Origin of the sequence: Microbacterium sp. TPD7012 (assembly GCF_003075395.1) — a bacterium.
Lineage (GTDB): Bacteria > Actinomycetota > Actinomycetes > Actinomycetales > Microbacteriaceae > Microbacterium.
This window is the reverse complement of record NZ_QDFV01000009.1, coordinates 17,062-43,409: the sequence shown is the minus strand read 5'-3', so window position 1 is coordinate 43,409 and position 26,348 is coordinate 17,062. Positions and strand designations below refer to the sequence as shown.

The window sequence follows — 26,348 nt, the reverse complement described above, 5'->3', positions numbered from 1 at the left end:
TCCCCTCTCGAGGGAACCGGGGCCTTCGTGCGTCAGAGCCCCTGCATCGTGATGAGCCCGGCGGACCAGCGGCGCAGCGGCCGCGTCCCCAGCGTGCGGATGACGAGTTCCCGCGGAACCGCCACGCCGATCGGCGCCGGAGCACCCATCGCCATGTAGAACGCCGACCGGCTCTGGACGATGCGCGTCCTGCGTCGCAGGTCGCGCTCGTAGCCGGCGAGGTCCGGCATCCGCTCGGGGAGCGCGCGCACGAGCACCCGCGCCAGTCGCACGGCGTCCGTCCAGCCCAGATTCATCCCCTGGCCGCCGATCGGGCTGATCTCGTGCGCCGCGTCGCCGAGCAGGACCACGCGGCCGCGCACGATACGCCGGGCGATGTGCTGCGCGGCCTCGAAGACGGTCGGCTGCACGTCATCCGCGAGATCCAGACGGATGCCGGTCCGCGCCTCGACCGCGCCCCGGAAGGCGTCCGCGGCGCCCAGCTGCTCGCCTGCCCCCTGGCGCGCCACCCACCGGCGCCGTCCGCCGGGCAGCGGGAACGACTCGACGAGGCCGGACGGCTCGCAGTGCAGCACGGCGCGGGCGTCTGCCTCCGCGTCGGCGACATCGACCATCGCGTAGGTCGCGCGCCCGCTCCGGCGGCTCCACCCGAGTCCGAGATCCGCGCGCAGACTGCTCCGCACCCCGTCGGCCACCACGACGCAACGGGCGGTCAGCTCGCGGGCGATGTCCGGAGTATCGACCGAGACGCGCACGACGTCGTCCGCCGGATCGACCGAGCGCACGGTCCATCCGTCGCGCAGGGCATCGGGAGCGAGCGACCGCAGTCGCGCTCTGAGCAGCGCATCGGTGCGCGGCTGCGGAAGGATCAGGACGGGGCGCTCGGGCGGGAACGCGAGCGACGCCAGAGTCCTCCGGCGGCTGCGCACCTCTCCCCCGTCGAGGCGCAGCGCCTCGGCCAGGACCTCGTCTCCGAGACCGGCAGCCTCCAGCGCCTCGAGCCCCGGCCGGTGGATGCCGATCGCGCGGGTGCGCGTGTCGGCATCCGTCCGACGTTCGCAGACAGCCACCCGCAGTCCGTCCTGCGTCAGCAGGCACGCCAGCAGCAGCCCCACCAGGCCCGCCCCGACGACGAGCACGTCATGGTCGGGCACGATCGTCCTCCCACCGCACCTCCAGCCGGGACGGCACGCCTCCGCGGACCCGCCAGCCGTGCGGGACCATCGCCCGGAGCTCCGCCACCGTGTGGGAGCGGCGGATGCTGAGGAGTCCGTCCTCGCGGATGAACGAATCGGCGAGGAGGTTCCCGGAGAGCGGCCAGGTGGCCGTCGCGAAGAGCGCATAGGCGGCGCGGCCGCGGGCGATGTCGTGGTGCGCGGCCAGCCCGCCGGGCGCGAGGAGCCGCCGGGAGTCCTCGAGCACGGTCTGCAGCTCTGCATCGTCGAGGTGATGCAGCACGTGGTTGGAGAGCACGACGTCGAATGCCTCCCCCTCGTCGACCAGCTCGGTCGACAGCGCACGGCGGTAGCGCACCCCGGCTCCGCGATCGTGCGCGGAAGCCCATCGGATCGCGCGCTCATCGGTGTCGAGGGCGGTGATCTCCGCGGCGAGCCCGTCGTGGCGCAGCCGTCCGGCGAGGAACCGGCACAGATCGCCGCCGCCGGCCCCGATGTCGAGGATCCGCAGCGGCGCACCGCCGGCTCTCGGGCGGATGTCGCGCCGATAGAGCAGACCGGGCCGGGAGACGACCGCGTTCACGAAGCCGAATCGCCCGTACGTGCGCGCCAGCATCCGCTCGTCCGCCTGCGGATCGTCCATCAGCTCCCGGATGCCGACGTCCCTGGTCGAGAGACCCGCGCTCATGCGTCCGCGGCGGCGGTCACGGTCATCAGGGCGCTCTCGGCCGTGAGGCCCGGCCCGAACGCCATCGCCGAGACGCGATCGCCGACCCGTGCGCCCTCCTGCTCGAGGATGCGCTTGAGCACGAACAGCACGGTCGCGCTCGACATGTTGCCGTTCTCGCGCAGGACCTCCCTGGCCGGGTGCAGCTGCTCGTCGCTGAGGTGCAGCTTCTCCTGGATGCGATCCAGGATGCTGCGCCCGCCGGGATGGATCGCCCAGTGCGCGACCTCTCCGCCGACGGCATCCCCGTCGAAGGCGGCGACCAGGTCGTCCTCCGGCGCGTACAGCGGCCGCAGGGCGCCGATGATCGTCTCGCCGATGATCTGCGGCACGGTCGTGGCCAGGATCATCTCGAACCCGGTGTCGCCGATCGTCCAGGCCATCGCCTTCTCGCCCTCGGGCGCGATCGCGGTGTGGAAGCGGTCGAGACGGAGGCCGGTGACCCCCGACGGGAGAGCCCGTGCCGTCACGATCCCGGCCGCCGCACCGTCGGCGAACAGCGAGGACGCCACGATCGTGTCGGGATCCTCGGAGGACCGCAGGTGCAGGGTGCACAGCTCGACGCTGACCACCAGGACCACGGCGTTCTCGTCCGCGGCGCAGAACTGACTCGCCGCGCGGAGCGCCGGCATCGACGCATAGCAGCCCATGAACCCGAGGTGATAGCGCTGCACGCTGTCGGACAGGCCGAGTGCCCGCACGATCTCGTACTCCGGTCCGGGCGCATGGAAGCCCGTGCACGAGACGGTGATGACGTGCGTCACATCGGCCGGCTCGATGTCGGGGTCGGCATCGAGCGCCCGCCGCGCCACATCGACGAAGAGTCTGGCCGCTTCACGCGTGTAGACCTCGTTGCGTGTCTTCGTGCCCGGCGCGAGCAGCGCTCCCGAGCGGCGGTCGAAGAAGATCGGGTCCACCGCGTCGGAGTCGAGGGACAGCTCGTCGATCACGGTGTGACGGGTGTCGATGCCCGACACTGTGAACGACGTCGACACGATCCGCTGCGCCAGTCGTCCGAGGTCGGGCTGCGCGGCGAACACGTCGCGCACCTCATCCTGGTGGAGGACGGTGTCGGGGACGATCGTCTGCAGCGATCGAAGCACAGGCGGTCGGCTCATGCTGTCACTCAAGCACGCGCCGGGCGCTCCCGGGAAGGGGTTGCGGGCGCCGCCGTCATCGGGCTAGAACCCCAGCGCGCGGGCGAGCTTGGACCCGGATGCGGAATCACGCCCTCCGGCGGCACGGACGGCACGCTCGACCGCGGCGAAGAAAGCCGCTCTCCCGGCCTCGTCGGCGGGTGCCGCCGGTCCGAGCTCCATCTCCCACTCCCGCCATTCGCGCTGCACGCCTCCGCGGAGATCGGTGGCGCGGACCCGGTCGTCGACGAACTCCGCCACGACCCCGTCGGGTCCGGTGAGCAGGTACGCGGTGCGGTCGTTCTCGATCCGGGCGAGCGGCGCGAGCGGCGCGGTGGTCCAGGTGGAGACGGTCGCGGCGACGTCGTAGGGCAGCGCGTCGCCCTCGCCGAGCGGCCAGCCGAGCTCGAGCCGTCCGTCGCCCTGCCTCGGCCCCTTCACGTGCCAGCCCTCGTCCGGACCGCCGGTGCGCCGCCGGAGCGCGACTCCGGAGCGCGCGAGGGTTCCGTCTGCGGTGTCGAAGTAGCGGGCGTCCAGCGCCCGCGCCTCTCCCGCTGTGACGGCGTCGACGCCGGGGATGTCACTCCAGCGGGGCAGCGGTGTGTCGATGTCGACGTCGTACTTGCGCTCGACCTCGACCGTGCGGGACGGCTCAGTCGTCATCGTTGAGAGTGAGATCCTCGAGGGCTTCGTCGAACCAGTAGTCGATCTCGGTGGGACCGTCTTCGGGTCCGGTGTTCTGCGGCTCGCCACGGCGGTTGTAGACCACCTGCGTCTCGCTGTAGGGGACGATCAGCTTGTCGTCCGCGTCGCCGAGGGGGATGATCTGCCCGTCGAGCGGGCCGCCGTGAAGTCGTGCGAGTGCCATGACCTCAGAGTAGACCCTTCATCCGACGAGGACGCCGAGGAGCGCGCCCGCGATCATCCACGGGCCGAACGCGATGCGGGTGGTGCCGTCCGCCCGACGCAGGAGGATCAGCGCGAGGGCGAAGAGCGCGCCCAGCACGAAGGCGGATGCCGCGCCGATCGCGAGCTGCTGCCAGCCGTGCCATCCCAGGACGAGTCCGATGACCGCGGCGAGCTTGACATCGCCTCCGCCCATCCCTGACCGGCTGATCAGTCGCAGCAGGGCGTAGAACCCGCCGAGGACGAGCATGCCGAGGAGAGCGCGGATCGTCGGAGCGCTCTGCCCCGCGACCGCGGCATCGATCACGACGAGGAGGATCAGCGACGCGAGGGTCGGCAGCACGATCCGATCCGGCAGCCGATGCGTGCGCACGTCGATCATGATCAGCCACCCGCCGATGCCCAGCAGGGCGCCGTGCACGAGGGCGACGAGTGCGAGCCGGGGGTCCATCCCGGCAGGTTAGGAGATCGGGCGGATGTCGCGCTCCGTCGGTGTGGATAACCGATTCCCGGCGTCGATTCCGGATGTCCGATGTACGAACTAGCGTCGTCAGTGCCACTTGCTTTATTCGTACATATCTTCGAGGATGGATGCATGGGGATCGGGCTCGATGCGGTGACCGCGCTCTCTCCGACCAGCGATTCTCGCGCCGGAGAGGTGCTGCGTCTGCGCCGCGAGATCAGCAGGATGCAGCGGCGGCGCAGCGAGCACGCGCTGCTCCCGCTCGACCCCTCGCTCGCCGCTCTGCTGCCGGAGGAGGGGCTGCAGACCGGCACCGCCTACAGCGTCTCCCCGTCGCCGAGCCTCGTGCTCGCCCTGCTCAGCGCGGCGTCGCGGAAGGGGCATTGGTGCGCGGTGGTCGGCATGCCGACGCTCGGCGTCGAGGCTGCTGCCGCGTTCGGCATCGACCTCACGCGGTTGATCCTCGTCCCCGAACCCGGCGAGCGCTGGCTCGCGGCGACGTCGGCGCTGGCCGAAGTCGTCCCCCTCATCGTGGTGAATCCGCAGTCGCGGGCACGGGACGCCGACGTGTCCCGTCTCAGCGCGCGGCTCCGTGATCGCGGATGCACGCTCCTGGTCACGGAGTCCCCCGCCGTGGAGCGATGGCCGCAGAGCGAGGGGACGATCCGCCTGCACGACCCGCACTGGCACGGTCTCGGCGCGGGCTGGGGGCTGCTCTCCGACCGCACCGTGACGGTGACGGCCCTGACCCGGCACAGCCCCCGGCCCTCGAGCGTGCGCGTGCAGCTGCCCGGCGGACACGGCGCCGTCGAGGCGGCCGCGGCAGAGCTCACCGCGCTGCCGTCGCTCGCCGCCGAGACGGCGTCCGGCAGGAGCTCGGTCGACGACGCGGCTCCGACCGAGCTCCTGCACTGGGCGGAGGCCGGATGAACGCCCCGCTCCGCGTCCTCGTGCTGTGGTTCCCGGACTGGCCGCTGCGCGCCGCTCTGGGCGGTCCGCCTCCCCATCCGCCCACCGCGCTGGTGCAGGCGAACACGATCGTCGCCTGCACGGCCTCGGCCAGGGAGCACGGCGTGCGCACCGGTCAGCGCCGCCGCGTCGCGCAGGGGCATCTCTCCTCGCTGCGGGTGCTTCCGCACGACCCGGCACGAGACGAGCGCGCCTTCCTCCCCGTGCTGCACCTCATCGAGAAGCACGCCCCCGGTGTGACCCTGCTGCGTCCGGGGCTCGCGATCCTGCGCGCCAGGGGCATCTCCCGCTATCACGGCGGCGAGGCCGAGGCGGCCGGGGCTCTCACGTCCGTGCTCGCGGAAGCGGGGCTGCCCGAGGTGCGCATCGGCGTGGCCGACGGCCCCTTCACCGCCGAGATCGCCGCCCGGGGCCGCGACGCCTGCACCGTCGTCCCGCCGGGGCGCTCGCAGGAGTTCCTCGCGCCCTACCCCGTGCAGGTGCTGCGGGACGAGCAGATCGCCGGCCTCCTCGTCCGTCTCGGTGTGCGCACTCTCGGCGAGTTCACCGCCCTCGCCCCGCTCGACGTGCGCGACCGCTTCGGAGAGCACGGCGCCCGCCTGCATGCCCTCGCCGCCGGCGCCGATTCCCGACCGCTGACCCCTCGCCCTCCCGACCCCGAGCTGGTGCGGGGCATCGAGTTCGAATCCCCGCTGGGCGGAACCGATCAGGTGGCCTTCGCCGTGCGGCAGACGGCGGATGCCGTGCTGCTCGCGCTCGGAGACGCCTCTGTCGTCTGCACGGAGGTGCGGATCGACATGACGGACGACAACGGGACGGTCTTCTCCCGCACCTGGCTGCATCCGACCTGCTTCGACGCCTCCGACCTCGTCGACCGCGTGCGGTGGCAGCTGGAGGCGCTGGCCGCGCAGTCGGCGAAGGAGCCCGTCGACGAGGCACGGGGGTTCGGCGGCATCGTGGCGGTGCGGATCGTCCCGGTCGCCGTGGACGACGCCGCCCACCACCAGCCCGGGCTCTTCGGCTCCGGCACCGATGAGCGGCTGCACCACGCGGTCTCCCGTGTGCAGACCATGCTGGGCCATCAGGGCGTGGTCACGGCCGCCCTCGCGGGAGGCCGCTGGCTCGCCGATCGTCAGGTCCTCACACCCTGGGGCGAGCGGCCGGTCCCGCCGCGCGATCCCGGCTCCCCCTGGCCGGGAAGCCTGCCCGACCCTCTCCCCGCCGAGGTCTTCCTGCCGCCGCGTCCCATCGGCGTGCTCGCCGCCGACGGCGCCGCGATCAGCATCGACGACCGGGGAGCCCTCTCCCAGGACCCCGCGCGCATCGACGGCGTCGCCGTGCAGGCCTGGGCCGGCCCCTGGCCCGTGCACGAGCGCCGCTGGGCATCCGACGGAGGCAGGCGAGGACACCGGCTCCAGATCGTCGACGACCACGACCACGCCTGGCTCGTCTTCCGCACCGGTGAACGCTGGTGGGTCGAGGGGAGGTATCGCTGATGGGCTGGCACAATCCCCCGCAGACCTGGAGCGAGCTCGAGCGCACCCTCAGCGGCGAGGAGCCGCCCCCGCGGCAGAGTGTCGAGCCGCCCGCCTCGCGACCCGACCCCGGGCCGGTGAGCAGACGGCGGCAGCGCACGCCGGTCACCGGCATATCGCGGCCGGCCGATGCGGTGCCCTACGCCGAGCTGCATGCGCACTCCTCGTACTCGTTCCTCGACGGCGCCTCCGCCCCGGAAGACCTCCTCGCCGAGGCCGAGCGCCTCGGTCTCACCGCATTCGCCCTCACCGACCACGACGGCTTCTACGGCGCCGCGCGCTTCGCCGATCAGGCCGAGCTCATGAAGACGCCGCTGCAGACGGTGTACGGCGCGGAGCTGTCACTCGACCTTCCCGCCCCGCAGCGGGGCAGCCCCGATCCGGCGGGCGAGCATCTGCTGGTCCTCGCCCGGGGGATGGAGGGCTATCACCGTCTCTCGGGCGCGATCACCGCCGCCCAGCTGCGCGGGGGCGAGAAGGGGCGCCCGGTGTACGACATCGACGAGCTCGCGGCGAGCGCGGGCGGGCACTGGACGATCCTGACCGGATGCCGCAAGGGCGCGGTGCGCCGAGGACTCGAGGCAGGCGATGCCGCGACCCCGCTCCGGAGCCTCGTCGACCTGTTCGGCGCCGAGCACGTCGCCGTCGAGCTCTTCGACCATGGAGACCCGCAGGACACCCGCCGCAACGACGCTCTCGCCGACCTCGCCCGGCGGATGCGCCTGCCCGTGGTGGCGACGAACAACGTGCACTACGCCAGCCCCGCACAGGCGCCGCTCGCCGAGGCCGTGGCCGCCGTCCGCGCCGTTCGCAGCATGGACGAGCTCGACGGATGGCTGCCCGCACACGGTGGCGCGCATCTGCGCAGCGGTGCGGAGATGTCGGCCCGCTTCCAGCGCTACCCGGGGGCGATCTCGTACGGCTTGGAGCTGGCCTCGGCATCCGCCTTCCCGCTGCGGCTCGCCCGGCCGGCGCTGCCGAAGCAGAAGGTGCCGGAGGGGCACACGCCGATGAGCTGGCTGCGACAGCTCGTGTGGGATGCCGTGCCGTCGAAGTACCCCCGGCTGAAGGACGAGGAGCATCGCCGGATCGAGCGGGAGCTCGACGTCATCGAGGAGAAGGACTTCCCCGGGTACTTTCTCATCGTGCACGGCATCGTCGCCGAGGCTCGTCGGCGCGGCATCCTCTGCCAGGGGCGAGGATCGGCTGCGGCGAGCGCGGTCTGCTACCTGTTGGGCATCACCGCCGTCGACCCGATCCTCTACGGACTCCCCTTCGAGAGGTTCCTCGCCACCACCCGCACCGAAGAGCCCGACATCGACGTGGACTTCGACTCCCGCCGCCGCGAGGAGATCATCCAGTGGGTGTACGGGGAGTACGGCAGGGAGCGCGCGGCCCAGGTGGCGAACGTCATCCAGTACCGACCGAAGAACGCGGTGCGCGACATGGCGAGGGCACTCGGCCACTCGCCGGGGCAGCAGGATGCCTGGTCCCGCCAGGTCGACGGCTGGAGCACGGGGTTGGAGCCCTCCGAGGGGCACGACATCCCCGAGAACGTGCTCGCCTACGCGGGCGAGCTGCTGAAGGCTCCGCGTCACCTCGGCATCCACTCCGGCGGCATGGTGCTCACGGCACGACCCGTCGGCGAGGTCGTGCCGGTCGAGCATGCCCGCATGGAGGACCGTACCGTGATCCAGTGGGACAAGGACGACGCCGCCTTCATGGGGCTGGTGAAGTTCGACCTGCTGGGTCTCGGGATGCTCGCCGCGCTCCAGCACTGCTTCGACATGATCCTCGAGGCCACCGGCGAGCGGTGGACGCTGGAGACGCTCCCCAAGGAGGAGCCGGCGGTCTACGACATGCTGTGCCGAGCGGATTCGATCGGGGTGTTCCAGGTCGAGTCGCGTGCCCAGATCGGGCTGCTCCCCCGCCTGCAGCCGCGGAGCTTCTACGACCTCACCATCCAGATCGCCCTCATCCGTCCCGGCCCCATCCAGGGCGGCGCCGTGCATCCGTTCGTCCGGCGCAAGATGGCGAAGGACCGCCTCGACGAGGAGAACCGGGAGCGGACCGCCCGCGGCGAGGAGCCGGTGGACCTCGAGATCCCCTACCCGCACAGCGATCTCGAACCGATCCTGAAACGCACCCTGGGGATCCCGATCTTCCAGGAGCAGCTCATCCAGATGGCCACCGCGGTCGGCGACTGCACGGCCGACGAGGCCGATCTGCTGCGTCGGGCCATGGGGTCCAAGCGCGGCCTGGAGAAGATCGAGCGAGTGCGCGAGAAGCTCTACGCGGGAATGGCGAGGAGAGGGCTCGACATCGACGCCTCCGATCGCATCTACGCGCAGATCCAGGCGTTCTCGAACTTCGGCTTCGCGGAGTCCCATTCGCTGTCGTTCGCGCTGCTCGTGTATGCCAGCTCCTGGCTGAAGCTGCACTATCCCGCCGCCTTCCTCGCCGGGCTGCTGCGTTCGCAGCCCATGGGCTTCTACTCCGGGGCGACCCTGACCGCCGATGCGCGACGGCACGGCGTGGAGGTCCGTCGCCCCGATCTGCACCTCTCGGGTGCCACCGAGACCCTGGAGCCGCTCGCCGAGCCCATCCGGCGCCCGACCGGCAGGGACGACTGCCTCGCCGTCCCGCAGCCCCCGACGCTCCGCTTCGACAGAGACGCCCCCGACGAGTCGGCCTCCCATCGCCGAGACGGTGGTCACGCCGTGCGACTGGGGCTCAGCGGCATCCGTGGGATCGGCGTGCCCCTGGCCGAGAAGATCGTCGCCGAGCGCGAGGCGAACGGGCTCTACCGCGACCTGCACGACCTGGTGCGGCGCACAGACGCCACAGCTGCACAGCTGGAGGCTCTCGCCACCGCCGGCGCGTTCGCCTGCCTCGGCCTGGAGCGGCGCGAGGCGATCTGGCTCGCGGGTGCGGCGGCCGACGACCGGTCGCGGTTCCTTCCCGGCACCTCCGTCGCCGTGCAGCCGCCCCTGTTCGCCGACCAGACCAGCTATGAGCGGCTCTCCGCCGACCTCTGGGCGACCGGGGTGTCGACCGACGACCACCCGATGGCCCACTTCCGCGACGCGCTGCACGACAGAGGCGTCCTGACCGCCGCCGATCTGCGCGCACACGAGTCCGGCCGTCGCATCGAGGTCGCCGGGCTCGTCACGCACCGCCAGCGACCGGCCACGGCCTCAGGCATCACGTTCATGAACCTCGAGGACGAGAGCGGACTGGTGAACGTCGTCTGCTCGACCGGCGTGTGGAACCGCTATCGGCGTGTGGCCCGCGACTCTCCGGCGCTCATCATCCGCGGCATCCTGGAGCGCTCGGAAGAGGGGGTCGTGAACGTGCTCGCCGATGCCTTCGAAGATCTCCGCACCGGGCTCACGCACCGGTCCAGGGACTTCCGCTGATGCGAAGCGGCGAGAAGCTCACCAGAAGCGTTCCGGCTCCTCCATGGGCGGACGGTCCGTGCCACCCCAGCGGTCGGCCTCGGCCTTCGCAGCATCCGCGGCTGCATCGGCACCGTGCAGCGCCCGCTTCGCCCCGGTCGCCCCCGGTCCGATCGGGTCGACGCGCAGCACCGTGCGCCCCGCACCGCCGATCGTCACCGTGCACTCGAGCACCCGCCCGATCCAGCGGGAGAACTCGCCGCGCACGTCGTCCGCGCGTCGGTAGCGGATGCCGGTGTCGAGGTCGACGACAGCCTGGACGACGGGCTCCTCGGTGAGGGGATCGATCTGCTCGATCACCTCGACCCGGTGGCCGTGGGCGATGGCGACCTGCGCGGTGATGACGAGCAATCTGTCCATGATTACACCCTACGAAACCCCTGCAGGAAGACAACCGGGTCATCGTCCAGAGAACTTTCGTAACTTTCTTTGTCCCCCAAATGGTGGACAAGACAGAATCGATGTACTCTGCTATATGTAGCGGGGGCTACGAGGCTGAGGACTGGGGAATCAGCCGATGAGTGCAGCGATATCTTCGCCGCCTCCCCAACCGTCCGGGTAGGGCGGTGGCCCTCTCGACGAGATCGTCTGGGGACGGGTCAGTCGGGAGGGCAAACCTCCCCCGCGCTTCGCTCGGCCGCCGCCTTCTTGCCCGCCGTCCTCGCCTCGTGCTACCGTTCGGCGATCGTGTTCCGATGAGAGGAGGTGTGACCCATGTACGCAAGAACCACCGTGGGCGCTCCCTCCGTCAGTCCACGATCGCGCGACTGACACCGTCGCCCGAGGGAGCGCCCGCTCGCACATCGCGAAGGGCACTCCCATGCACACCTCTCCCTCTTCTCCCCGCCCTGTCTCTCGGGCTCTCGTCCTGGCCGGTGCCGGAGCAGCCGGCAACGCCTGGCAGCTCGGGCTCATCGCCGGTCTCTCCGAAGCCGGCATCGAGCTCGACGATGCCGATCTGATCGTCGGAACCTCGGCCGGATCGACCGTCGCCGCGCAGATCACCAGCGGCATCCGACCGGCTGACCTCCACGCCGCCATCGTCGCCGAGCCTCCACGCCCCGCGGCAGGTGCGGCACGACGTCCGATGATCTCGGGCCCGGCCTACATGCACTGGTCGGACGAGATCATCGCGTCTTCGGCGGATGCCGCCGACATGCGCCGCCGGATCGGTGCCGCCGCTCTCGCGCGTGACACGTCCGACGGCGCGGATGCCGCGCGTTGGCGGGACATCGTGGCGCAGCGGCTCCCCCGCCACGAATGGCCGGAGCAGCGCGTGCTCATCCCCGCCGTCGACGCGCTGACCGGCGAGCCCGTGGTGTTCGACCGGGACAGCGACGTCGGCCTGGTGGATGCCGTCGCCGCCAGCACCTCGGCGATGACGCCCTACCGGGTCGGAGAGAGCCGGTACCTGAACGGCGGATACCGGCGCAGCTCGAACGCCGACCTCGCCACAGGGTACGACCGGGTCCTGATCCTCGAGCCGTTCGGCGGGAGGTCGCGTCAGCCGCTCACCTGGGGAATGGACCTCGCCGCACAGGTCGACGAGCTGCGATCCGGCGGAAGCATCGTCGAGACCGTCTTCCCGGATGCCGGCTCGGGCGACGTCTTCGATGCCAACGCCCTGGATCCTTCGACACGTCTTCCCGCCGCGCGCGGCGGCCACGCGCAGGGACGCGGTCTGGCGGCACGGCTCGCCGACTTCTGGAGCGTCTGACGGTCAGGCAGCGCCCGCTGTCGCGCCGGCCGTGCGGTCCGAGGGCAGCTGCCTGATGATCGCGTCGACCAGCTCCATCGTGCGCACGTTCTCCTGCGCACTCGGGTCCTCGCCGTTCAGGTCATCGGCGGCGAAGGACTCGATCTCATCGACGAAACCGCGCAGCACCAGATCCTGCGCGCCGCCCGACATCGTGCTCACGGCCGGCTCCATCACCGTGCGCTGTTCGAGCGGACGACGCCAGTCGGTGCCGCCGGCTGCTCCACGATGCACGACCAGCTCTCGCGTGTCGGTCATCGTCACCGTGCCGCGCTCACAGGTGATCGTCGTGACGTCGAGCTCGCTCGTGTGCCCCGGGCCGTCGGACAGGTGGAGGGTGCCGACGGCACCGGACCGCATGCGCAGGGTCACGAGCACCGTGCAGGCCACGGCGGTTCCGGAGAACGCGACGTCGACGCGCTCGACGTCGCCGAAGAGGTGGCGCACGAGGTCGACGTGATGGATCGCCGCGAGTCGGATGAAGTCCGCAGGGGTCGGTGCGAACCCGCCGGCATCCGCACCGAAGCGCACCTCGAAGGAGAGCAGCTCTCCCAGCTCTGCGGCGGTCAGCAGCTCGTCGAGGGCGCGCACCGCAGGGGCGTAGCGCTTCATGAACGCCACTCGGAGCGCGACCCCTCGGCTCGCCGCGTGATCGGCGAGCGCCTTCGCCTCGCCGGCATCGAGGCCGAGCGGCTTCTCGGCGAGCACGTGCATGCCCGCCTCGATCAGCTGATCGACGATCCCAGGCTGATCGGACGGCTGGGCGCAGACGATCACCCGATCGAGGTGAGGAAGGTCGGCCACCAGGTCGCGGACGCTGCCGTACGGGCGCGCGGCCTCGAAGCCGGCATGCGCGAGGGTCACCGCGGAACGCTCGGCGTCCCGGCTCGCCAGACCGATGATCGCGACCCCCGCGAGCGACGCCGCGGGCAGGAGGTTCGTCCGCGCATGGAAGCCCGTCCCGACGAAACCGACAGGGTGCATGACTGTGGCCTTTCCGTAGGGGCCCGGATCTCGCGACGGATGCCGGATCGCGCTCGCCCTTGCTGGTGCGGGATCAGCCTAGGTCAGGAGACCAAGGATTTGTATATGCATTCTTATTTCACATCTGTAAACTGGAGCGCATGACCGCTTCCGAGATCGCGACACAGGACAACTCCCGGGTCGAGTGGATCCGCTCCCGCATGGCACTGCTGGCCGACGTGCGACAGGAGCTCGCGCGCACGCGACCATTCGCCGGCCACCGCATCGGCATGTCCCTGCACGTGGAGCCGAAGACCGCGGTCCTGGTCGAGACGCTCGCGGCCGGCGGCGCCGAGCTCATCGGCACCGGCAACTTCGGATCGACGCAGGACGACGTCGTCGAGTATCTGAACTCCCTGCCCGGCATCACGATCCACGGCCGTCGCGATGACACTCTGGCGCAGCACGAGGCCAACATCGCCGCCGTGCTCGACGGCGCCCCCGACATCATCCTCGACAACGGTGCCGATCTCGTCGCCGGACTCGTCGCACGCGGCACGACCGACACGGTGATCGGCGGGACCGAGGAGACCACCAGCGGCGGCGACCGCCTTCGCGGCGAGCTCGCCGGCGCGGTGCCGTTCCCAGTCATCGTGATCAACGACAGCCTCCTGAAGGCCATCGGCGAGAACAAGCACGCGGTCGGACAGTCGGCGGTCGAGAGCTTCATGCGCATCACGAACGCGATGGTCCCAGGGCGCCGCTTCGTGGTCTTCGGCTACGGCTGGTGCGGCCGCGGCGTCGCGCAGTACCTCCGGGCCCTCGGCGGTCGTGTCGCCGTGGTCGACACCGACGAGCTGAAGGCCTTCGAGGCAGCCCTCGACGGCTTCCGCGTCGGAGGCGCAGCCGACTTCGCCGCCTGGGGAGACGTGTTCATCACGGCGACAGGCCGCCCCGGCGTGCTCCCCTACGAGATCATCGAGCAGATGCACGACGGCGCCATCATCGGCAACGTCGGCCACTTCCCCTGGGAGATCGACGTCGAGACACTGCGTGCCAGAGCGACGTCGACCACCTCGCTCGGCTCCGCTCTCGACCGCATCGACCTCCCGCACGGCGGGCATGTCATCCTGCTGGCGAACGGGCGCATGTTCAACCTCGCAGGCACCGCGCCCAAGGGGAACTCGATCGAGTCGATGGATCTGGGATTCCTCCTGCAGACCCTGTCGCTCGTGCGCGTCGTCACCGACCGTTCTGCTCTCTCCCCAGGCCCCCAGCCCGTACCCGACGACATCGATCGCACGATCGCCCGACGTATCCTGGCAGTCCTCGATTCCTCATCCTGACGACGGAGAGACGCCCTTGGTCGAACAGCAGCCCGACTATGCGGCGCCCGCCGTGGACAAGGCTCTCGACATCCTCGAGACGCTCGCCGCCGCGGCGGACGGACTCAGCCAGCTCGACATCGCGAAGGCGGTCGACCGCTCGCCCGGCCAGATCTTCCGAGTGCTGCTGCGGCTCGAGAAGCGCGGGTATCTCCATCGCGACCCGCAGAGCGGTCTGTACCAGTTGTCGATGCGCCTGTTCGATCTCGCGCATCGCCACGAGCCGACCCGGTCGCTCATCGCCGCCGCGATGCCGGCCATGCGGCGGGTCGCCGACGCGACACGGCAGTCCTGCAACCTCGGCGTGATCGACGAGGGCCGCGTGCGGATCATCGCGCAGGTCGAGAGCCCCGATGACTTCGGCTTCCATGTGCGGATCGGGGCGCTGTTCCCCCTCGACGGCACCGCCAGCGGGAACGTGCTCGCCGCGTTCAGCTCGGTCGTACACACGGATGTCCCCGAGAGCGTGCTCGCGGACATCCGCCGCGACCGCCTGCTCGTCCGCCCCGACTCCGCCCAGCCGGGCATCACCGACATCGTGCACCCGATCCTGCGCAGCGGCCTCGACGAGGCGGTCGCCGCCCTGACCGTGCCGTACATCGCCACCAGCTACAGCAGGGTTCCCGCGGAAGACGTGTCTGCGGCCGCAGCCCGCGGCGCCCGCGAGATCGAACACGCTCTCGGCATCTGAACGGGGGCGTGATCTCGCGTCAGCCCTGGGACCGGTAACGCGACCGCCCGGCGACGATGGTCTCGATCACCCGCGCATCGAGCAGCGATGCCGGTCCGTCGACGAACGGATCGGTGTCGAGGACGATGACGTCCGCGGCGAACCCCGGCGCGATGCGGCCCCGCCAGTCGCCGTCGCCGACGGATGCCGCGGCGTCGCGCGTCGCGTGACCGATCGCCGCCGCGAGAGGCAGGGCGTACTGCGGATGCGCGGCGGCGACCGAGCGGTCGAGCGCGGATGCGCGGGTCGACGCGACGTACATGTTCGCCAGCGCCTCGTGCGGGGCGGTCGGCGCATCCGTCGAGAACGCGAGCAGGGCTCCCGCGCCCTCGTACTCCGGCCACGGGAACGCACGGTCGACACGTTCGTCGCCCAGCATCTCGGCCCAGTTGGCGAAGATGGCCGGGTCGCTGTGCACCGGTTGCATCGAGGCGGTGACCCCGAGCCGCGCCATCCGCTCCGCCGTGCCGGGGGCCGCGTACTCGAGGTGCTCGATGCGGTGGCGACGCGGCCGGTCGCCGTTGACGGCGATCGCGTGCTCGATGGCATCGAGGGCGATCTCGCTCGCGTAGTCGCCGATCGCGTGCTGTGCGACCTGCAGGCCCGCGGCATCCGCCGCAGCGACGACCGGGTTCAGCTGCGCGACCGGCCAGATGGGCGCGGCATTCGTGCCGTCGGCGTACGGATGCCGCATCGCCGCGGTGCACGCGTCGATCACGCCGTCGAGGATCAGCTTGATGCCGACGACGCGGAACCACGGCGAGGATGCGTCGCGGGCGAGCTCGGCCGCACGCGCGACCTGCGCGAGGTTCTCGCTGTCGTCGCCCGTGTTGGTGATGAGCCAGTGCGCGGCGACGCGGATCGGCAGCTCTCCCCCGTGGCGCTCCTGCGCGCGCCGGAGGGCGGCGAGCCCGAACTCGTCGAACGCCATGTCGACCGCGCCTGTCACCCCGGCGGCGAGGTAGGCGTCGATCACCCGGTCCGCGTCGGCATCCCGGTCGGCGTCGGTGGTGGTCGCGTCCCGCTGCGCCCAGGCGTACTGCGTCGCTGCGGTCTCGTACAGCAGCCCGGTCGGCTCCCCCGAGGCGTCCCGTGCGAAGTGGCCGCCGATCGGATCCGGGGTCTCACGGGTGATCCCGAGCTCGGCGAGGGCCGCGGTGTTGACCCAGCAGGAGTGGTAGTCGTTGGCATCGAGGTACACGGGGATGTCGGCGACGACGTCGTCGATCATCGCGGCCGTCGGCGCGCCGCCCGGGATCGAGTCGAAGAGCCAGCCCCGCCCGCGCAGCACGGTGGCACCCGGATCCGACGCCCTCGCATCGCGCAGCAGCGCCTGGATGTCGTCGAGTGAGCGGGCGGCGGTGAGCGGCACCTGGCCGAGCGCCGCACCGGCCATCAGCAGGTGGGTGTGCGCATCCGTGAAGCCGGGCAGGACGAGCCGGCCCTCCAGGTCGACGGTCTCGTCCGCGTCGGGGGCACCGTCGGTGGATCCGACATATGTGATCGCGTCGCCATCGACCGTGAAGGCCTCGGCCCAGGCCTTCTTGGGGTCGGGATCGGCAGTGAAGATGCGTCCGTTGAGATAGCGAGTGGTCATGGTCGGCCGTCCTTTCCGAGGGGCGTGCGCAGCAGTCCGGCGTAGATCACCGCGGCGACGAGCATCCCGACCGGCACGGAGAGGTCGATGTAGCCGGTGAGCTCGGCGACGGGACCGCTCCAGACGCTCGTCGACAGGCACAGCGCGGTGGCGATGCCGCCCAGGAACAGCGCGGTGATTCCAGGGATGCTCCATCCTGCCGAGTACCAGAACCGGCCGCCGGGTCGGTCGTGGAAGAGATCGATGCCGTCGTAGGCGTAGCGGCGCAGCACGACGTCGACGACGAAGATCGCCATGGCCGGTCCCGAGACGATGACGAGGAACTGGAGCATGAGGTTCGCGGCTTCCAGCAGGCTCGACGACAGGACGAGGTAGATCGTCAGCGCCGTGCCGACGACACCGACGATGATCGCCGCGGGGATGCGGCGAAGGCGGAAGCCGATCGCCTGCAGCGCCATGCTCGAGGTGTATGCCGTCATGGCGTTCAGCGCGATCGTGTTGATGACGACGCCGAGCACGAGGACCGGCCCGAGCCAGGAGGGAAGGAGGTCGATCAGCGCGACATCGATGCCGGTCGCGAAGGCGGCCTCGCTCAGACCTGTCGCGAGCAGCACGCCGACGCTCGTGAAGACGATGAACGGGATGGCACCGCCGAGGGCGGTGGCGGCCGCGATGTGCGACGGCTTCGTCTCGCGCGGGAGGTAGCGGGCGATGTCGGGGCTGTTCATGAACGACAGCGGTGTCGACGCGAGGATCGTGAAGCCGATCGAGATCGCCGACCACAGGGCGGGGCCGCTGAGCGTCTCGGGCGCCGAGTACTGCCAGTCGACGGTCGGCAGGATGAAGCCGGCGACGGCCAGGAAGATCACCAAGAGCGCTCCGGCCATGTACGGGTAGGCGCGCAGGATCAGTCCGTGACCGAAGATCGCGACCAGGATCGTGACGGCGGAGACCACGAGGGTCACGCCGATCGGCACCCAGATCGGGTCGTCGATCCCGATGCGGCGCAGCAGGTCGGCGCCGAGGAACGACGAGGCGAGCCAGGTCAGCGAGAGGAAGACCGCGCCGATGAACCATCCGACCACCGCGACGAAGAGCCGGTTGCCGAGGACGCCGTACATCGCCCTCGTGACGACCGAACCCGACGTGCCGGATGCCGGGCCGCTGCCGGCGATGACGCCCGGCAGGATCCAGAGCAGCGACGCGGCGACGATCACGGCGATCGCCTGCCAGATCTCGAGGCCGAGCAGGATGAGCGAGGCGCCGATCGTGAGGTTCAGGATGCTGACGCTGGGGGCCGCCCAGATCAGGAAGAGATCGCGCGCCCTGCCGTGCCGTTCGGCGTCGTCGATGAGCTCGATGCCGCGGGTCTCGGGGCGGGAGGCCGCGTCGAGGCCGTCGGTCTCGACGGTGGGTATCCGGGTCATGGAGTTCCTTTCGGGAGGAGAGCGCCATTGCTATTGGTCACATGCCCAATGGACTATTGGTCACTCATTCAATAGCATGGGTGGGGTGACGTCAAGCACTTCTTCTCCCACCGCCGCTCCGCGCACCCGCAAGCTCCCCGAGGAGCGGCGGGAGGACATCCTCGCCTGCGCCGCCGCGATCGCGATCGAGGAGGGACTCGAACGCATCACGCTGCGTGCGGTCGCCGCGCGGCTGGGCGTGCGCCCGGGCCTGATCACGCACTATTTCCCCGTCGCGGAAGACCTCGTGGTCGCCGCCTTCGCGCGCGCCGCGGTGATCGAGCGCGAGCAGTTCTTCACCACCGGCGGCACTCCCCTGCAGCGCCTGGCGCGCTTCGTGGATCACGTCGAGCGTGGCCGCTCGCTTCCCCTCGCCAGACTCTGGCTCAACGCCCGGCACCTCTCGCGATTCAGCCCGACGCTCGACGCCGAGCTGCAGATCCAGGACGCGCTCGACCGCGAGCGCCTCACGGCGATGCTCGACGACGGCGTGGCCTCGGGCGACTTCCCCGGCGCGAATGCCGAGGCCGCCTGCATCCGCATCCTCATCGCCCTCGACGGCGGCGGCTCGTACGTGAACTCGTCGGCGCCGATCGAGCATCCGGCGCACACGCGGGTGGTCGCGGATGTCGCGGAATGGGCGCTGGGCCTGAAGGCCGGGGCGCTGCGCGTGGCGATTGCGGCGTTGCCGACCTGAGGCGCTGCCGCCGATGTGCGTGCAAGATGTACGGCATGACATCGACCACACCTTCCCCCACGCAGCTGCGTCTGATCATCGAGACCGACGACTTCGACACCGCCCTGCGGTTCTATCGGGACGTGCTCGGGATGCCGGAGCAGCTGGCCTACGCGACCGAAGACGATGATCGCGTGGCGATCCTGCACGTCGGCGTCGCGACGATCGAGCTGGCCACGCCGACGCACGCCCGGAACATCGACGACGTCGAAGGTGCACCGCGCACACCGGGCGCCCTGCGGATCGCGCTGGAGGTCGAAGACACCGAGGAGGCCGTCGCCGCGGCACGAGCCGGCGGCGCCGAGCTGATCTCCCCGCCGGTGAAGACGCCGTTCCAGAGCCTCAACGCCCGCGTGCAGGGACCAGCCGGCTGGCAGGTGACGTTCTTCCAGGAACTGGAGACGCTCGACCAGCGCGCGGCACATGAGGGCTTCACGACCGATGACGCGCGCGAACGCTGACGCGGCCGGTCACGGGCAACCGCTTCAGCGCTCGACGGAACTCTTCCAGCGTGCGGCCGAATCCCTGCAGGAAGCCGGGTGGACGCGCGAGCCTCCCACGCGCGCGGAACAGGACGTTCCTTCCGCGCTGCACACGGCATCCGAACCGGTGATCCGGTGGGTGTCCTCGTTCTCACTCCTGTCGAACTCAGACGAGACGGTGTGGTTCTTATCCCGCGACGACTACTCGACCGGTGCGGAGGGTGCGTTCGCCTGGAACGAGTGGGAACAGTTGAGCATCCAGGCTGCGATAACGGATGCTGAGGCGGAAGCGGTCTCCCGTTTCTGGAAGCACCACTTGCCCATCCTGCTTTCCGTGCGCAACGGCTACGAGTACCTCGCGGTGCGAGACGATGGAGCAGTCGTCCACGGAACGGAGCCGGAGTTCGAAGAGGCGGATGTCGTTTTCTCGCACTTCGAGGATCTGCTGGGGCACATCATCGCGCGGCCAGCCCGACTCGATCACGTCGTCGACAGATTGCTGTTCGATGCCACCAGCTTCCCCGGTGCGACGCCAGACCACTAGCTCGCGGGGGTAGCCTCTTCGTCGATGAGGAACGCGATGGGATCAGTCATCCTGACGCCCCACCTGGATCGGGTCTGTGGCGCCGTCTGGCGTCACGACCTCCCAACGCAGATCCGGCGTTCCGAGCGGGATGAGCGGGTCGATCCATTCGGCCACGACTTCGACGATGGCGTCTTCGAGTTGTGCTCGAGACCATTCCCGGGGTCGGCTCGGAACCGCGGGCTCCCAGCCTTCCTCACCCCAGATCACGCCGAACAGCTCCCGTTCATCGCCGAGTTGCCGGTCGAGGCCGAACGAGTCGGCACCCTCGAAACGCGCCCACACGCCGAACGGCCCCTCGGCATCCTGGTCGACGAACACGTCGATCAGCACCCCATCCACGCCAGCGGTCGCTGCGCGATGGAGAACGGAGAGTCGAGCCGCGGTGGACTTGGATGCCTGGTCGAGCACGGCACTCAGCGCATCACGGTATTCGACGGTTCCCACCGGAGCAGTTTATCGACGGCGCTTCGGGAGCCTACGTGGTGCACGCTCACACGCAACTCCCCCGTGCCCCGGTCGGACACCGGGAGCGCTCGGCGGAGCGGTCTTCCGGTTACGATCCTGGTGTGATCGATACATCCCGACTCCATCTGCGGCGGCCGCGCGAGGCCGACGTCGATGCGGTCTTCGCCTATCGGTCGAGCCCTGATGTGGCCCGGTACCTGCGCGCCGGCCCGTGGACGCGCGAACACACTGAGAGTGAACTGGCTTCATACACAACAGCCCGATTCGCTGGCCCTGGTGACGAACTGGTACTGGTCGTCGAGATTCTCGAGACCGGCGAAGTGGTCGGAGAAGTGGGACTGGTCTGGCTCCACGACGAGAACGCCGAGATCGGGTACGTCTTCAATCCACGCTTCGGCGGGAAGGGCCTCGCGACAGAGGCCGTGGGTGCTGTCCTGACGGCGGCTCGCAACGACTGGGGTTTCGCGAGAGTGATTGCGAAGACCGACGCCCTCAACGCGTCCTCACGTGCGCTGTGCGAGCGCTTGGGCATGACTCTGGTCGCGACGGCGATGACAACGGACGGGCGCAACGTCGAGGAAACCACCTACGCCGTGCCCGCATCCACTACGCCATGACGAGAAACGTGCAACAGTCTCTGGCGGACCCGTCGAGCAGCCGATGGCTCGAGGACAGTGAGCCCTCGAAAACCAATCGCCGCCGTGTCTTGGTCTGAGCCTGGAACGAGAAAAAGCCCCGGAGACCCGCGTTTTTCTGCGGTTCTCCGGGGCTTAATGGTCGGGCTGACAGGATTTGAACCTGCGACCCCTTGACCCCCAGTCAAGTGCGCTACCAAGCTGCGCCACAGCCCGTTGTTCCGCACTTCCGCGCGGGCAACTCCCCTATCTTAGCCTGACCGGACGGCGCTCCGCGAACCGGTGCGTTGCGGGTGTCGGATGCTCGGCGTAGCGTGCGGTCCATGGCGACGATCACGACCGAGGTGGCGACCACCGCCCGCTGGGATGACGTTCAGCACGCACTCACCGGAGGTGGAGACGGCGCGAGCTGTCAGTGCATCTGGCCGGTGCTGAGCAACAAGGACTGGAACGAGACGACCACTCCGCAGCGCACCGAGATGTTCCGCGCCGAGATCGATGACGGGCCTCCGCCCGGGATCATCGCCTACGTCGACGGCGAGGCGGCGGGGTGGATCCGCATCGGTCCGCGAACGAAGCAGGCGCGTGTCCCGCGCACACGCATCATTGCCGCCGCATCGACCGAGCCATTCGACGACGAGTCAGTCTGGGCCGTGACGTGCTTCGTCGTGCGGCGAGAGCATCGCGGCACAGGTCTCAACCTCGAGTTGCTGCACGCCGCGGTCGACTACGCGCGGAAATCGGGCGCTCGGCTGATCGAGGGCTACCCCGTCGACACACGGGGCGAGAAACAGCGCGCGAACGACCTGTTCCACGGCACGCTCGGCACTTTCCTCACCGCCGGCTTCACCGAGACCGCCGAACTCAGGCCGGGGCGCACGCTCGTGACGTTGGATCTCCGCTCATGAGCGACGAATCAGAGCTCCCCGCCGCGATGGGCAAAGTGGCGCGCCGTGAGCTCGCGCTGCACGGGTTGACACGTCTCGATCAGTTCGACGCCGCGTCAGAGAAAGAGCTGCTCGCGATCCATGGCGTGGGGCCGAAGGCGATCCGCATCCTCCGGGAGCACCTGGCCGCGGAAGGTCGGCAGCTGGCACCTTGACCGGGCGCTAGCGTGAAGTCATGAGCGACGAGCATCCGACCATCGACGATCCCGAACTCGGCCCCCTCACTCGCGCGACCACCGAGCTGACAGACGGCAGCGTGCTCACCCACGACTGGTACAGCGGCACCGTCGTCATCGACGGCGCGGAGCTCGAACTCATGCTCGAGGGCACGAATCCGCAGGACGTCACTCCCCTGCTCCCCCGCGTGCGCGAGATGATCGCCGACCTCACGTCGCTCAGGCGGATCGCGTCGGATGCCGTGGTCACGAACTTCAGCAACGGCGAACCCGAACCCCACGAACTCGAAGATGCGGCATCCGACCTCACGCTCGAGACGATCGAGGCCGCGTCCGACGGCACGATCATTCTGCACCTGATCGACAGCTGCGGTGAGCACTTTCCCGAGGGGTACTGGCCTGCCGTTCATCTCGGCAAGAGCGGCGATGTCGAACAGGTCACCGTCGAGTCCTGATCCGGCGGGATCGGTGAAGCGTCGAGAATACGATGGGGGGATGCAGCGCCGCACTCTGAGCCCGACGATCATGTGGGCATTCGTCCCCTTCGTCGCGGTCTCGGTCCTTCACGTCGTGCTCCTGTCCGTCGAGAGCCCGGCCGCCGGACCGACGAAGCTGCTGCTGATGCCACTCCTGGCCGTGCCGGTGCTGCTCTCCGCCCGAGACGTCGCACCGCGTTCCGCACTGATCCTGCTCCTGACCGCTCTGCTGTTCTCTTGGCTCGGAGACAGCGTCGGCGCATTCTTCCCGACCGCGCCCGAGCTGCCGTTGATGCTGCTCTTCTTCGGCATCGCGCATCTGGCATACATCGCCCTGTTCGTCCGCCATCTGGGAAGCAGACGGATGCCGCGGTGGGCACTCATCTATGCGGTGTGGTGGGTCGCGATGCTCGCCTTCCTCGGTCCGCATACCGGCAGCCTGCTCATCGCTGTGGCCGTGTATGGACTCGTGCTGGGCGGCACGGCGGCTTTCTCGGCACGATGCCACCCGCTCGTCGCTGTCGGGGGCGCGTTCTTCCTCGCGAGCGACACGATCCTCGCACTCCGGCTGTTCCTCCCCGGCGCCCTCCCGGCCTGGAGCAGCCCGGCCATCATGCTCACCTACACGATCGGTCAGGGACTCATCGTGGCCGGCGCCCTGGTCGCCCTGCGGAAGAGGAGCTCATGATGGTGGATGCCGCGCGGGTCGACAGCTGGCTCTGGGCCGTCCGCGTCTACAAGACGCGCTCCGCGGCGACGACCGCATGCCGCGCCGGGCATGTACGCGTCAACGGCGAGAAGGTGAAGGCTGCTCAGGCCGTGCGCATCGGCGACGAGATCCGCATCCGGATCTCCGGCTTCGACCGGATCCTCGCCGTGCGACAGATCCTCGTCAAGCGCGTCGGTGCTCCTGTCGCCGCCCTGGCATACGAGGATCGCACGCCGGAGCGCGAGCCGCAGGCGGCGCTCGGACTCCGTGATCGCGGCGCCGGAAGGCCGACCAAGCGCGAACGTCGAGACATCGACAAGCTCCGCGGACGGGACGAGTTCTTCCTCGACTAGTATGCTGCCATATTCGAACATATGTTCTACTCTGGGGGTATGGCACAGCAGCGGACGGACTTCCACCTCGATCTCGAGGGGCGTCGTCGTGTGCTGGATGCGTGGGTGGAGAAGAAGCGGCAGATCGCGGTACTCGAGTGCGAGGCGCTGGAACTGATGGTCGAGCAGATCGGGTTCCACGATGCGGATGTCGCGGGGAACGGGTTCCATCGGGATGCGGTCTACCGGTCGATGATCGCGGAGTTCTCCGCCGCGGGCCGGGTCCCTCAGGGGTCGATCGAGTTCGCGTTCACCGACGCCCGCACGGTGAGTGGCGAGTTGCCCGCGGTATGGGAGGCCTTCGCGGCGGGACGGATCAGCAGCGGGCATGTGCGGGAGATCTGCCGGGCGAGTGCGATCGTGTCGGAGGCGATCCGCAACAAGCGGGTGGACGCCGGCGTGATGGGTTTGTATGAGGCGGCGGTGCTGGTGTTCGCGGAGCGGGAGACCGCGGCACGGACGGGCGCGCACGCGAAAGAGGTCGCGGCGACTCTGGTCGGTGAGACGGTCACGGACCGGCATAAGCGAGCGGCCTCGGAGCGGTGCGTGAAGGTGCGCTCCGTCGGTGACGGACTCGCGTTGCTGACGGCTGTGTTGCCGGAGTGGCTCGCTGTCGCGATCGCGGACCGGTTGGCGCAGATGACCCGACAGGTCATCCGGAACCGGGCTGGCCGTGCCTCCGCTCCCACGCCCGACGAAGAGCCCCGCACCGACACCGATAGCGATACTGACCTCGTCGCCAACTCCGACGTTGACCTCGGCGATAGCTGCGACGTCTGCCCTGATGATGAGGGCAAGATCTTCAGCGACGACACGTTCGCCACCGACCCCGACACGGACGCAGACACCGACACCGACACTGACGCGGACGCGGACGCCGAGAATGTCGCTGCGGATTCGCGCACCTGGGATCAGGTACAGGCGGATCTGCTCGCCGATCTCCTGCTCACCGCCGACCCCAGTGCCGCCCATGGCGACGGGCTCGACAACATCCAGGGGCGGGTGCAGGTCACCGTCGCCGCGAGCACTCTCGCCGGAGCTGATGGCCGGCCCGCAGACCTCGACGGGCACGGCCCCTTGCACCCCGACATCGCCCGAGACCTCGCGGCACGGAACACGGGCTGGTCACGCCTGTTCCTCGACCCGCACGGGTTGGTCACCCAGACCGACACATACACCCCGACGGAGGGGATGCGGCGGTTCCTGCGCGCCCGGGACCAGCACTGCCGATTCCCCGGCTGCCGCACGCCCGTGCACCGATGCGACATCGACCACACCCACGACCACGCCCGAGGCGGCAAGACCAGGCTCGACAACCTCGCCCACCTCTGCCGCACCCACCACACCCTCAAACACCCCGACATCCCCGACACACACCGGTGGACAGCCCGACAAGAACGCGACGGCACCATCACCTGGCACAGCCCCCTCGACCGCGACTACACCGACCGACCCACCCGCCGCGTCATGTTCGTCTGAGAATCGAGCGGATGATCATGCCACCGCTGCGACCCGCGAACTACTTCCTCGCGCGGTCTGCCTGTGCCAGCAGATCCACAAGCCAACCTGCCGAAAGCACCCTGACGGCACCCGCGTGCTCGACGCGTTCGCGGAGCGCTCGGTCGCTGGTCACCGCCAGCACCGTCTCGCCTGCCGCGACTCGCCGCTCGACCTCGGCGACGATCGCGTCGTCACCCGAGGCATCTGCGTTCACGACCGACACCGAGCCGGCATCCAGACCCGAGGCGATTCCGCGTGCCTGGCCTTCCACGACCAATGACACCTCGGGGAACCACAGGTCGCCCTCCACGCCGAGATCCGACGCGGGGACAGCCAGCCCCTCCAGCCGCGACCGCAGCCGGGACGCCGCGCCGGCGCGATCCTTCCACCATCCGTTCGGCACAGAACCGACAACGTTCGCGCCGTCCACGACGACGGCAGGACGAACCTCGAGCAGCGCCCGCAGTGCCGGCCACGCGGCACCGAATCCGGGATGCAGCGGTCGCGTCGCAACCTCATCGACCGGCACCCACTCGAGAGCCACACTCTCCGGGTCGCTGATCACCGGATCGAAGGGCACCTGCACATCCGCGATGACCGTGGTGTACGACCAGATCTCCAGATCGAGCACGCTGATGAATCGGGCCCTGACCGCGCCATCAGGCACGCCCGCTTCCTCCTGCGCCTCGCGGATCGCGCCGACGATCGCCGTCTCACCCTCGTGCAGCGCCCCGCCGGGCAGACCCCACGTGCCGCCGAAGTGGCTCCACGAGACACGATGCTGCAGCAGGATGCCGCGGGCGGGATCGAAGGCGAGCAGCCCGGCAGCTCCGAACCGCCCCCAGTACTTCTCCCCCGACTCCGCGATCACCCAGGCATCGCCCGGGTTCCGCGGCCCGTCGGGGCGACGCGGCTCACCGGTGGCAGGAGGTACGACAGTCACCCCCTCAGCCTTTCACAGCATCCGGGCATCGGCAC

28 protein-coding genes and 1 tRNA gene are annotated in these 26,348 nt (G+C 69.9%); 16 read left to right on the top strand and 13 right to left on the bottom strand.

Going from position 1 to position 26,348, the window contains the following annotated elements:
• Positions 1 to 32: 32 nt before the first annotated feature.
• The 6 genes from DC434_RS18545 to DC434_RS18520 form a co-directional block, all read right to left on the bottom strand.
• Positions 33 to 1,154, bottom strand: coding sequence for an NAD(P)/FAD-dependent oxidoreductase (locus tag DC434_RS18545; protein WP_165808131.1), 1,122 nt, complete (start codon positions 1,152 to 1,154; stop codon positions 33 to 35).
• Positions 1,141 to 1,863 (bottom strand): methyltransferase domain-containing protein, encoded by a 723-nt coding sequence (locus DC434_RS18540; protein ID WP_116636794.1) that lies wholly within the window; start codon positions 1,861 to 1,863, stop codon positions 1,141 to 1,143. Before DC434_RS18540 ends, DC434_RS18545 begins: the two co-directional genes overlap by 14 nt.
• Complete coding sequence (locus DC434_RS18535) at positions 1,860 to 3,020, bottom strand: type III polyketide synthase (protein WP_243409010.1); 1,161 nt, start codon at positions 3,018 to 3,020, stop codon at positions 1,860 to 1,862. The genes DC434_RS18540 and DC434_RS18535 overlap by 4 nt, the downstream gene beginning before the upstream one ends.
• A 63-nt stretch (positions 3,021 to 3,083) precedes the next feature.
• Complete coding sequence (locus tag DC434_RS18530; RefSeq protein WP_116636792.1) at positions 3,084 to 3,701, bottom strand: CYTH domain-containing protein; 618 nt, start codon at positions 3,699 to 3,701, stop codon at positions 3,084 to 3,086.
• On the bottom strand, positions 3,691 to 3,906 hold the full coding sequence (locus DC434_RS18525) for a response regulator (RefSeq protein WP_116636791.1): 216 nt from the start codon (positions 3,904 to 3,906) through the stop codon (positions 3,691 to 3,693). The genes DC434_RS18530 and DC434_RS18525 overlap by 11 nt, the downstream gene beginning before the upstream one ends.
• Before the next feature lie 18 nt (positions 3,907 to 3,924).
• Positions 3,925 to 4,395 (bottom strand): A24 family peptidase, encoded by a 471-nt coding sequence (locus tag DC434_RS18520; protein ID WP_116636790.1) that lies wholly within the window; start codon positions 4,393 to 4,395, stop codon positions 3,925 to 3,927.
• Positions 4,396 to 4,539: 144 nt separating this feature from the next.
• On the opposite strand from DC434_RS18520, the gene DC434_RS18515 reads away from it, so the two are divergent.
• Genes DC434_RS18515 through DC434_RS18505 form a run of 3 tightly spaced genes read left to right on the top strand, consistent with a single transcriptional unit; the run spans position 4,540 to position 10,330 of the window.
• Complete coding sequence (locus DC434_RS18515; RefSeq protein ID WP_116636789.1) at positions 4,540 to 5,337, top strand: hypothetical protein; 798 nt, start codon at positions 4,540 to 4,542, stop codon at positions 5,335 to 5,337.
• Entirely contained in the window at positions 5,334 to 6,872 is a 1,539-nt protein-coding gene (locus DC434_RS18510) for a DNA polymerase Y family protein (RefSeq protein ID WP_116636788.1), read from the top strand. The genes DC434_RS18515 and DC434_RS18510 overlap by 4 nt, the downstream gene beginning before the upstream one ends.
• Positions 6,872 to 10,330: an error-prone DNA polymerase gene (locus tag DC434_RS18505; protein WP_116636787.1), complete on the top strand. Its 3,459-nt coding sequence runs from the start codon at positions 6,872 to 6,874 to the stop codon at positions 10,328 to 10,330. Before DC434_RS18510 ends, DC434_RS18505 begins: the two co-directional genes overlap by 1 nt.
• Before the next feature lie 18 nt (positions 10,331 to 10,348).
• Here the strand turns inward: DC434_RS18505 and DC434_RS18500 are convergent, their stop codons facing one another.
• On the bottom strand, positions 10,349 to 10,729 hold the full coding sequence (locus DC434_RS18500; RefSeq protein WP_116636786.1) for a hypothetical protein: 381 nt from the start codon (positions 10,727 to 10,729) through the stop codon (positions 10,349 to 10,351).
• 460 nt (positions 10,730 to 11,189) lie between these two features.
• Here DC434_RS18500 and DC434_RS18495 point away from each other — a divergent pair, with 460 nt between their 5' ends.
• Entirely contained in the window at positions 11,190 to 12,086 is an 897-nt protein-coding gene (locus DC434_RS18495; RefSeq protein ID WP_116636785.1) for a patatin-like phospholipase family protein, read from the top strand.
• Between the two features lie 3 nt (positions 12,087 to 12,089).
• Here DC434_RS18495 and DC434_RS18490 read toward each other — a convergent pair whose 3' ends face one another.
• Positions 12,090 to 13,109: a Gfo/Idh/MocA family oxidoreductase gene (locus tag DC434_RS18490; RefSeq protein ID WP_116636784.1), complete on the bottom strand. Its 1,020-nt coding sequence runs from the start codon at positions 13,107 to 13,109 to the stop codon at positions 12,090 to 12,092.
• A gap of 140 nt (positions 13,110 to 13,249) precedes the next feature.
• On the opposite strand from DC434_RS18490, the gene DC434_RS18485 reads away from it, so the two are divergent.
• Complete coding sequence (locus DC434_RS18485) at positions 13,250 to 14,434, top strand: adenosylhomocysteinase (RefSeq protein WP_116636783.1); 1,185 nt, start codon at positions 13,250 to 13,252, stop codon at positions 14,432 to 14,434.
• Positions 14,435 to 14,450: 16 nt separating this feature from the next.
• Positions 14,451 to 15,164 (top strand): helix-turn-helix domain-containing protein, encoded by a 714-nt coding sequence (locus DC434_RS18480; protein ID WP_165808130.1) that lies wholly within the window; start codon positions 14,451 to 14,453, stop codon positions 15,162 to 15,164.
• A gap of 19 nt (positions 15,165 to 15,183) precedes the next feature.
• Here the strand turns inward: DC434_RS18480 and DC434_RS18475 are convergent, their stop codons facing one another.
• Positions 15,184 to 16,800 (bottom strand): amidohydrolase, encoded by a 1,617-nt coding sequence (locus DC434_RS18475; protein WP_116636781.1) that lies wholly within the window; start codon positions 16,798 to 16,800, stop codon positions 15,184 to 15,186.
• The gene (locus DC434_RS18470; protein ID WP_116636780.1) at positions 16,797 to 18,227 is read right to left on the bottom strand and encodes a cytosine permease; all 1,431 of its coding nucleotides are present in this window, start codon (positions 18,225 to 18,227) and stop codon (positions 16,797 to 16,799) included. The genes DC434_RS18475 and DC434_RS18470 overlap by 4 nt, the downstream gene beginning before the upstream one ends.
• A gap of 76 nt (positions 18,228 to 18,303) precedes the next feature.
• On the opposite strand from DC434_RS18470, the gene DC434_RS18465 reads away from it, so the two are divergent.
• Genes DC434_RS18465 through DC434_RS18455 form a run of 3 tightly spaced genes read left to right on the top strand, consistent with a single transcriptional unit; the run spans position 18,304 to position 20,028 of the window.
• Positions 18,304 to 18,963 (top strand): TetR/AcrR family transcriptional regulator, encoded by a 660-nt coding sequence (locus tag DC434_RS18465; protein ID WP_116636779.1) that lies wholly within the window; start codon positions 18,304 to 18,306, stop codon positions 18,961 to 18,963.
• A 35-nt stretch (positions 18,964 to 18,998) separates the two neighbouring features.
• A complete protein-coding gene (locus DC434_RS18460; RefSeq protein WP_116636868.1) occupies positions 18,999 to 19,463 on the top strand; it encodes a VOC family protein in 465 nt (154 codons plus the stop codon).
• A complete protein-coding gene (locus tag DC434_RS18455; protein ID WP_116636778.1) occupies positions 19,444 to 20,028 on the top strand; it encodes a hypothetical protein in 585 nt (194 codons plus the stop codon). Before DC434_RS18460 ends, DC434_RS18455 begins: the two co-directional genes overlap by 20 nt.
• Before the next feature lie 42 nt (positions 20,029 to 20,070).
• Here DC434_RS18455 and DC434_RS18450 read toward each other — a convergent pair whose 3' ends face one another.
• The gene (locus DC434_RS18450; protein WP_207770001.1) at positions 20,071 to 20,514 is read right to left on the bottom strand and encodes a DUF6389 family protein; all 444 of its coding nucleotides are present in this window, start codon (positions 20,512 to 20,514) and stop codon (positions 20,071 to 20,073) included.
• A gap of 122 nt (positions 20,515 to 20,636) precedes the next feature.
• Between DC434_RS18450 and DC434_RS18445 the strand changes: the two genes are divergently transcribed.
• Positions 20,637 to 21,152, top strand: a complete 516-nt coding sequence (locus DC434_RS18445) for a GNAT family N-acetyltransferase (protein WP_116636777.1) — start codon at positions 20,637 to 20,639, stop codon at positions 21,150 to 21,152.
• Positions 21,153 to 21,309: 157 nt separating this feature from the next.
• On the opposite strand, the gene DC434_RS18440 is transcribed toward DC434_RS18445, so the two are convergent.
• A tRNA-Pro gene (locus DC434_RS18440) sits at positions 21,310 to 21,386 on the bottom strand.
• 107 nt (positions 21,387 to 21,493) lie between these two features.
• Between DC434_RS18440 and DC434_RS18435 the strand changes: the two genes are divergently transcribed.
• From DC434_RS18435 to DC434_RS18410, 6 genes are read left to right on the top strand one after another with little or no spacing between them, the layout of a single operon-like run.
• Positions 21,494 to 22,078 (top strand): GNAT family N-acetyltransferase, encoded by a 585-nt coding sequence (locus DC434_RS18435; RefSeq protein ID WP_116636776.1) that lies wholly within the window; start codon positions 21,494 to 21,496, stop codon positions 22,076 to 22,078.
• The gene (locus DC434_RS18430) at positions 22,075 to 22,272 is read left to right on the top strand and encodes a hypothetical protein (protein WP_116636775.1); all 198 of its coding nucleotides are present in this window, start codon (positions 22,075 to 22,077) and stop codon (positions 22,270 to 22,272) included. Before DC434_RS18435 ends, DC434_RS18430 begins: the two co-directional genes overlap by 4 nt.
• Before the next feature lie 20 nt (positions 22,273 to 22,292).
• Positions 22,293 to 22,748: a hypothetical protein gene (locus DC434_RS18425; protein ID WP_116636774.1), complete on the top strand. Its 456-nt coding sequence runs from the start codon at positions 22,293 to 22,295 to the stop codon at positions 22,746 to 22,748.
• Between the two features lie 40 nt (positions 22,749 to 22,788).
• Positions 22,789 to 23,457 carry a lysoplasmalogenase family protein gene (locus tag DC434_RS18420; protein ID WP_116636773.1) on the top strand — a complete coding sequence of 223 codons (669 nt, stop codon included), beginning with the start codon at positions 22,789 to 22,791 and terminating at the stop codon, positions 23,455 to 23,457.
• Positions 23,457 to 23,831 (top strand): RNA-binding S4 domain-containing protein, encoded by a 375-nt coding sequence (locus tag DC434_RS18415; RefSeq protein ID WP_116636772.1) that lies wholly within the window; start codon positions 23,457 to 23,459, stop codon positions 23,829 to 23,831. Before DC434_RS18420 ends, DC434_RS18415 begins: the two co-directional genes overlap by 1 nt.
• Positions 23,832 to 23,870: 39 nt before the next feature.
• A complete protein-coding gene (locus DC434_RS18410) occupies positions 23,871 to 25,349 on the top strand; it encodes an HNH endonuclease signature motif containing protein (protein ID WP_116636866.1) in 1,479 nt (492 codons plus the stop codon).
• Between the two features lie 40 nt (positions 25,350 to 25,389).
• Here DC434_RS18410 and DC434_RS18405 read toward each other — a convergent pair whose 3' ends face one another.
• On the bottom strand, positions 25,390 to 26,313 hold the full coding sequence (locus tag DC434_RS18405) for an NUDIX hydrolase (protein ID WP_116636771.1): 924 nt from the start codon (positions 26,311 to 26,313) through the stop codon (positions 25,390 to 25,392).
• Between the last annotated feature and the right edge of the window lie 35 nt (positions 26,314 to 26,348).

Bases quoted from the DNA above. Each gene is read 5' to 3' on its own strand.
- DC434_RS18540 (WP_116636794.1), bottom strand. From the start codon at position 1,863: ATGAGCGCGGGTCTCTCGACCAGGGACGTCGGCATCCGGGAGCTGATG.
- DC434_RS18535 (WP_243409010.1), bottom strand. From the start codon at position 3,020: ATGAGCCGACCGCCTGTGCTTCGATCGCTGCAGACGATCGTCCCCGAC.
- DC434_RS18530 (WP_116636792.1), bottom strand. From the start codon at position 3,701: ATGACGACTGAGCCGTCCCGCACGGTCGAGGTCGAGCGCAAGTACGAC.
- DC434_RS18525 (WP_116636791.1), bottom strand. From the start codon at position 3,906: ATGGCACTCGCACGACTTCACGGCGGCCCGCTCGACGGGCAGATCATC.
- DC434_RS18520 (WP_116636790.1), bottom strand. From the start codon at position 4,395: ATGGACCCCCGGCTCGCACTCGTCGCCCTCGTGCACGGCGCCCTGCTG.
- DC434_RS18515 (WP_116636789.1), top strand. From the start codon at position 4,540: ATGGGGATCGGGCTCGATGCGGTGACCGCGCTCTCTCCGACCAGCGAT.
- DC434_RS18510 (WP_116636788.1), top strand. From the start codon at position 5,334: ATGAACGCCCCGCTCCGCGTCCTCGTGCTGTGGTTCCCGGACTGGCCG.
- DC434_RS18505 (WP_116636787.1), top strand. From the start codon at position 6,872: ATGGGCTGGCACAATCCCCCGCAGACCTGGAGCGAGCTCGAGCGCACC.
- DC434_RS18500 (WP_116636786.1), bottom strand. From the start codon at position 10,729: ATGGACAGATTGCTCGTCATCACCGCGCAGGTCGCCATCGCCCACGGC.
- DC434_RS18495 (WP_116636785.1), top strand. From the start codon at position 11,190: ATGCACACCTCTCCCTCTTCTCCCCGCCCTGTCTCTCGGGCTCTCGTC.
- DC434_RS18490 (WP_116636784.1), bottom strand. From the start codon at position 13,109: ATGCACCCTGTCGGTTTCGTCGGGACGGGCTTCCATGCGCGGACGAAC.
- DC434_RS18485 (WP_116636783.1), top strand. From the start codon at position 13,250: ATGACCGCTTCCGAGATCGCGACACAGGACAACTCCCGGGTCGAGTGG.
- DC434_RS18475 (WP_116636781.1), bottom strand. From the start codon at position 16,800: ATGACCACTCGCTATCTCAACGGACGCATCTTCACTGCCGATCCCGAC.
- DC434_RS18470 (WP_116636780.1), bottom strand. From the start codon at position 18,227: ATGACCCGGATACCCACCGTCGAGACCGACGGCCTCGACGCGGCCTCC.
- DC434_RS18465 (WP_116636779.1), top strand. From the start codon at position 18,304: ATGGGTGGGGTGACGTCAAGCACTTCTTCTCCCACCGCCGCTCCGCGC.
- DC434_RS18460 (WP_116636868.1), top strand. From the start codon at position 18,999: ATGACATCGACCACACCTTCCCCCACGCAGCTGCGTCTGATCATCGAG.
- DC434_RS18455 (WP_116636778.1), top strand. From the start codon at position 19,444: ATGACGCGCGCGAACGCTGACGCGGCCGGTCACGGGCAACCGCTTCAG.
- DC434_RS18435 (WP_116636776.1), top strand. From the start codon at position 21,494: ATGGCGACGATCACGACCGAGGTGGCGACCACCGCCCGCTGGGATGAC.
- DC434_RS18430 (WP_116636775.1), top strand. From the start codon at position 22,075: ATGAGCGACGAATCAGAGCTCCCCGCCGCGATGGGCAAAGTGGCGCGC.
- DC434_RS18425 (WP_116636774.1), top strand. From the start codon at position 22,293: ATGAGCGACGAGCATCCGACCATCGACGATCCCGAACTCGGCCCCCTC.
- DC434_RS18420 (WP_116636773.1), top strand. From the start codon at position 22,789: ATGCAGCGCCGCACTCTGAGCCCGACGATCATGTGGGCATTCGTCCCC.
- DC434_RS18415 (WP_116636772.1), top strand. From the start codon at position 23,457: ATGGTGGATGCCGCGCGGGTCGACAGCTGGCTCTGGGCCGTCCGCGTC.
- DC434_RS18410 (WP_116636866.1), top strand. From the start codon at position 23,871: ATGGCACAGCAGCGGACGGACTTCCACCTCGATCTCGAGGGGCGTCGT.